This window comes from Phenylobacterium sp. (assembly GCF_037138395.1).
Lineage (GTDB): Bacteria > Pseudomonadota > Alphaproteobacteria > Caulobacterales > Caulobacteraceae > Phenylobacterium.
On record NZ_JBAXIM010000176.1, the window covers coordinates 1 to 4,767 of the forward strand.

Genomic DNA, 4,767 nt, shown 5'->3' on the forward strand with positions numbered 1-4,767 from the left:
CCCGGTTCACATCCGCCCCGCAAGGGGCTAAGGCCTTTTCGCCGCCCCCGCCGGGCGGTGTCTGTCGCGGGAGGGTGCCATGAGCCACCGGGTCCATGTGCTGAACGGTCCGAACCTGAACCTGCTGGGCCAGCGGGAACCGCATCTCTACGGCTCGCGCACCCTGGCCGACGTGGAGGCCCTGTGTGCCGCCGCCGCCGACCGGCACGGCTTCGACCTCGAATTCCGCCAGACCAATCGCGAGTTTGAGATGATCGACTGGATCCAGGCGGCCCGAAAGGATGCCGGCCTGGTGATCAATCCCGCCGGCTTTAGCCACTTCTCGGCCCCGGTGCTGGACGCCCTGAAAATGTGCGAGTGCCCGGTGGTGGAGGTGCACATCTCCAACATTCATAAGCGCACGGTCGAGGCGGACTGGCGCGGCCACTCCATCATGAGCGCCGGGGTCACCGGGGTGGTCGCTGGCCTGGGTGTGCAGGGCTATGTCCTGGCCCTCGGCTACATCGCCCTGGCCCTGGCCGGAGAGGCCTGAGTCCCCGGCGACGTCGGGGAAGTCTTGCGCCCGTCCGCGCCGGGCTTTCATATGACGGTCTTGAAGCGGACGCGGCACAGGCCGCGCGGACGGGAGGTGCGGCATGACGAGGAAACTCCGGGGCTTCGACCTAAGCCGGCTTGGCGGGGACCGCATCGCCTTCGACAAAGTTTGCGGGCACCCGCACTCATGACCCGTCCCGACATCCGCGAACCCGGCGACATCGACTGCGCCTGGCTGACAGATGTCCTTGCCGCCGGCGGGGTGGACGCCGAGGTCCGCAGCTTCACGGCCAGGCCCGTCGGGACGGGCCAGATTGGCGACAGTGTCCGCTTTACCTTGGACTACGCCCGCCGGGGCGAGGGCGCCCCGGACTCCCTGGTCGGTAAGTTTCCCGCTGCGGGGCCGGAGAGCCGCGCCACCGGCGTGGCCCTGGGCAACTACCTGCGAGAGGTGCGCTTCTACCAGCACCTGGCGCCCACGGCCCTTATCCACACACCCCGCTGCTGGTTCACCGACGTTGACGAGGCGACCCACAACTTCGTCCTGATGATGGAGGACCTGGCCCCCGCCGGGCAGGGCGACCAACTGCGCGGGGTCACCCTGGAGCAGGCCCGCCGGGTCACGGTGCAGGCCGGCCTGCTGCACGCCTCGCACTGGGGCGATGACGGACTGGACGACCTGCCCTGGGTTTCGGGCTCGAAGGCCGCCCCTTCCACCTCCGCGGGCGATGCGTCCGTGGCCATGCTGTGGATGGGCTTCAAGGACCGCTATGCCGAACGCCTGAAGCCGGAATGGACCGAGGTTGGGGACTGGGTCTCCACCCGCTCTTCCTGGCTGGGCCAGAGGCATGACGGACCCCGCTGCCTGACGCACAACGACTTCCGCCCTGACAACATGATGTTTGGCGCACCAGACGGCGGCCACCCGGTCACCGTCCTGGACTGGCAGTCCTTTGCCTATGGTGCGGGCCCCACAGACCTGGCCTACTTCCTCGCGGGCGCCCTGCCCGGAGAGGTCCGCCGTGCCCACGAGCCGGCCCTGCTGGACCTCTACCTCGACACCCTGAAGGCCAATGGCGTCACGGGTTACGACAGGGCCGACCTGCGCCGGCACTACGGCCAGGGCGCCTACCTGTTGTTCCTGACCGCCTTCTTCGCCGCCATGGTCGTCACCCGCACCGCCCGGGGCGATGACATGTTCATGCAGATGCTGGGCAGCGCCGCTGATCACATGATCGAGCACGGCGCCGTCGACGACTGACCCTGCCACCCTTCCAGACCGGAGTTTCCCCATGAGCGATCCCGTCACCGTCCGCGACGAAGGCCACGTCCGGATCATCACCCTGAACCGGCCCGAGAAGAAGAACGCCATCTCCCTGGAGCTCGCCTGGGGTGTGATCGAGGCGGTGCGCGCCGCCGCCGCCGACGACAATGTGTGGGTGGTGGGCCTGACCGGGACGGGCGATGCCTTCTGCGCGGGTCTCGACCTGTCGCCGGATACCAAGCCCTACACGCCCCTGACGCCCCAGGCCGCCCAGCTGGACGACATTGGCTGGGTCGGCCAGTTCGTCCTGACCCTGCGCAAGACCTGCGACAAGCCGGTGATAGGCGGGATCAACGGGGTGGCCGTGGGCGCGGGTCTGGGCCTGGCCATGGCCTGCGACGTGCGCCTGATCGCCCATTCCGCGCGCCTGATGGCGGGCTATACCCGGATTGGCGGGTCGCCGGATGCGGGCCTGACCATCACCCTGCCCCAGGCCATGGGCTATGAGCGCGCCATGCGCTTCATGATGGAGAACCGGACGGTGACCGGCGAGGAGGCCGTCGCCTGGGGGCTGGCCGGCGAAGCGGTGGCCGACGCCGACTTCCAGGAGCGCTTCTCCGCCTACTGCCAGAGCCTCTGCGCCTGGTCGCCCATCACCCTGCGCCTGCTCAAGCGCGGCATGGTCAAGTCCTACGAGACCCCCGATCCGGAAGTGCAGCTGCGCTACGAGGTCTCGAACATCCGCATCGCCTTCGCCAGCGAGGATGCCAAGGAGGCCCGCAAGGCCTTCTTCGAGAAGCGCCAACCGGTGTTTAAGGGCAGGTAGGTCAGAACCAGGCGGTCAGAACCAGGCGGTCAGGCCGGCGACAAGTCCGGACCCTGAGCGCGCCGACTCGCCCGGCGCCTCGCCGGCATGGTGGCTCCAGACCCAGCCGACATAGGGCGCAAACTCCGGGCGGATTTCGTAGCGCAGTCGCAGGCCGGCCTCGGCCTCCTCCGCTTCGATGCCGCCGTCGAGCCGAAGCCCGGCTTCGACCCGGGGCTGGAGGATCAGCCGGCGGGTGAGCCTCTGGTCGCTCGCCGCCTCGAAGCGCGCGCCTAGGTGCCCCCGCTCGTCCACGCGCAGCTCGGCCGACGTGTGGACCCAGTAGGGGGCGAGGCCTTCGACCCCGGCAGAGAGATAGGCCGGTCCGTCGCCGCCGAAGTCCTTGCCCAGGCCCACCTGGAGGTTCCACCAAGGGTCGAAGGCCCGGACATAGGAGACCTCGACCTCTGCCGTGTCCGCCGATCCGCCGCTGCCTGCGGCGCGGACGCCGACCCGGACGCGGGAGATGTCGCCACCGGTCCAGGCTGAACCCTCCAGACGCCAATCCCCGCCCTGTACGCCGTCGCCGCCCTCGGCCAGGTCGAGCCGGGCGCCCCCCAGGGTCTGGCCGCCATTGTCCCGGTAGAGGGCCTCCCGGGCCCGGGCCATATCCGACCTGGCTGTTCCTCCGTGGCCCGTGTGACCCTGTGGGGTGTGAATTTGGGCTCCAACAGGTTCGGCCAGGGCCAGCAGGGCCAGCCCCAGGAGCCCGATGCGAAGCGCGGTCACGACGCCTCCACGCCTGGCCGCACCGAGACGATCCGGAACATGCCAGCGTGCATGTGCATCATCATATGGCAGTGGAAGGCCCAGTCCCCGGGAGCGTCCGCCGTCAGGTCGAAGGTCACGATCCCGCCTGGCAGGACATTGACCGTGTGCTTGCGCGGATGACGCCCCGGCTGGCCCGTCACCACCTCGAAGAAGTGGCCGTGCAGGTGGATGGGGTGGGGCATCATGGTGTCGTTGATCAGCCGGACCCGCACCCGCTCGTCCTGTCGGAAGACCAGGGGGTCGGGCCGTTCGGACATCCGCACACCGTCGAAGGACCACATGTACCTTTCCATGTTGCCCGTCAGGTGGATGTCGAGCCGCCGGTCCGGCCGCCGGGGCTCGGGATCGACCTTCAGGGACTTCAGCTGTCGATAGGTCAGGACCCGGTGAGGTACGTGCTCAAGCCCCGTCGGACGGTCGCCCGTGCGGTCCGCGGCCGCCGGTGCCGCGCCGGTGGACCCCGGATTACGAGGTCCGTCCCCAGTCCCTCCGTGGGCGGAGTGATCCATGCCGCCGGGCCCATGGTCGGGCATGCCCATGTCGCGCATTGTCAGGAGCGGCCGCGGCCGTAGGGCTGGCGCCGGGGCGATCATCCCCGCCCGGGGTGCCAGGGTGGCCCGGGCAAGGCCCGACCGGTCGAGGGCCTCGGCCACCAGGGCGTAGGGCTGGTCTGCCGTCGGGCGGACGATGACGTCGTAGGTCTCGGCGATGGCGATCTGGAATTCGTCCGTCTCCACCGGCTCGACGTCCTGGCCGTCGGCCTGGACCACCGTCATGGGCAGGCCGGGGATCCGGAAGTTGAAGTTGGTCATGGCCGAGGCGTTGATGACCCTCAGCCGGACCCGCTCGCCGGGGCTGAAGAGCCCGGTCCAGTTGGCGTCGGTGTTGCAGCCGTTGACCAGCTGGCGCCATTCCGGGGCGGCCACGTCAGCGATGTCGGCGGGATCCATGCGCATGGCCGCCCACATCTTCCGGTCGGCGGCCGAGGGCGGGGCGCCGGACAGGAGGCCAGAGAGGGTCGGCCGGGCGGGGTTGTAATAGTCCGGCCTCTGCTTGAGCCTGCGGAAGACCTGATGCGGATGCAGCTGGCTCCAGTCGGACAGCATGAGGACATGCTCGCGATCGAAGGGGGCGGGATCCTCCCCCGCCGGGTCGACGACCAGGGGCCCGAACAGCCCCAGGGCCTCCTGCATGTTGGAATGGCCGTGGTACCAGTAGGTCCCCGCCTGCCGGACCTGGAAGGCCGCCGTAAAGGTCTCGCCGGGCGGAACGCCCGTAAAGCTGATCCCCGGAACGCCGTCCATCTTCCAGGGCACGAGCAGGCCGTGCCAGT

General features: G+C 69.4%; 5 protein-coding genes. 3 read left to right on the top strand and 2 right to left on the bottom strand.

The genetic code is table 11. From position 1 onward, the window contains the following. Nucleotides 1–79 precede the first annotated feature (79 nt). The 3 genes from WCJ52_RS11590 (at nt 80) to WCJ52_RS11600 (ending at nt 2,624) form a co-directional block, all read left to right on the top strand. Nucleotides 80–532, top strand: coding sequence for a type II 3-dehydroquinate dehydratase (locus WCJ52_RS11590; protein ID WP_336903466.1), 453 nt, complete (start codon nt 80–82; stop codon nt 530–532). A gap of 189 nt (nt 533–721) precedes the next feature. Continuing rightward, the gene (locus tag WCJ52_RS11595) at nt 722–1,795 is read left to right on the top strand and encodes a phosphotransferase (protein WP_336903467.1); all 1,074 of its coding nucleotides are present in this window, start codon (nt 722–724) and stop codon (nt 1,793–1,795) included. 31 nt (nt 1,796–1,826) lie between these two features. Then, nucleotides 1,827–2,624, top strand: coding sequence for an enoyl-CoA hydratase/isomerase family protein (locus WCJ52_RS11600; protein ID WP_336903468.1), 798 nt, complete (start codon nt 1,827–1,829; stop codon nt 2,622–2,624). 15 nt (nt 2,625–2,639) lie between these two features. Here WCJ52_RS11600 and WCJ52_RS11605 read toward each other — a convergent pair whose 3' ends face one another. Further along, nucleotides 2,640–3,392: a copper resistance protein B gene (locus tag WCJ52_RS11605; RefSeq protein WP_336903469.1), complete on the bottom strand. Its 753-nt coding sequence runs from the start codon at nt 3,390–3,392 to the stop codon at nt 2,640–2,642. Further along, nucleotides 3,389–4,767: multicopper oxidase domain-containing protein (locus tag WCJ52_RS11610; RefSeq protein ID WP_336903470.1), on the bottom strand; the 1,379-nt coding region annotated here is incomplete at its 5' end. The genes WCJ52_RS11605 and WCJ52_RS11610, both read right to left, overlap by 4 nt.